We start from the raw sequence: 480 nt of genomic DNA, 5'->3' as shown, positions 1-480 counted from the left end.
CCATCGCTTTCGATTCGCCCAACGCTTTTTGCAGAATTTCCTTCGCGTATGTAATCCCGCCTTGGGCGATCACTTCCTTGGCGACCGCTATCTGGTGAAACTCGGCAAGAATCTTGTCTTTTTCATCGGAATCAACCTTCCGGACGTTGGCAATTTCCAACGTAAGCTGCTCAATCTCATCTTCGCGCAAGTGCTTGAACACCTGGGCGGAGATTTCCGGCCCGAGCGAGATGAGAAGAATCGCAGCCTTCTGTCGTCCGGTCAACTCTTTGGCGCCGCGAGCCATACTGCTTTCACTCCTTAGTCTTCAGCTAACCACGTGCGAAGCAAGACAACGAATTCGTCCGGCTTGCTGCGCGCTAGTTTTTCCAGTTGCTTGCGCACCACCACTTGATCCGTGTCTTCCTGGTAGGTCAAATCCGGAATCTCCATCGGCTGCGGCGGCATCAGGTCCGGAACCTCTTCTTCTTGCAGCTTCGC

At 53.8% G+C, this 480-nt stretch carries 1 protein-coding gene and 1 pseudogene; both read right to left on the bottom strand.

Annotated features, from left to right (window positions below):
• A partial coding sequence (locus tag LD028_RS13895) for a magnesium and cobalt transport protein CorA (RefSeq protein WP_483298307.1) occupies positions 1-286 on the bottom strand: 286 nt, incomplete at its 3' end.
• Between the two features lie 14 nt (positions 287-300).
• Positions 301-480: pseudogene (locus LD028_RS13890) on the bottom strand (flagellar basal-body MS-ring/collar protein FliF); the annotation flags it as partial.

It is taken from the genome of Anoxybacillus sp. LAT27, assembly GCF_022030075.1.
Classification (GTDB): Bacteria; Bacillota; Bacilli; order Bacillales; family Anoxybacillaceae; genus Anoxybacillus; species Anoxybacillus kestanbolensis.
The sequence above is the reverse complement of the archived record's forward strand: the minus strand, read 5'-3'. Positions and strand labels throughout refer to the sequence as shown.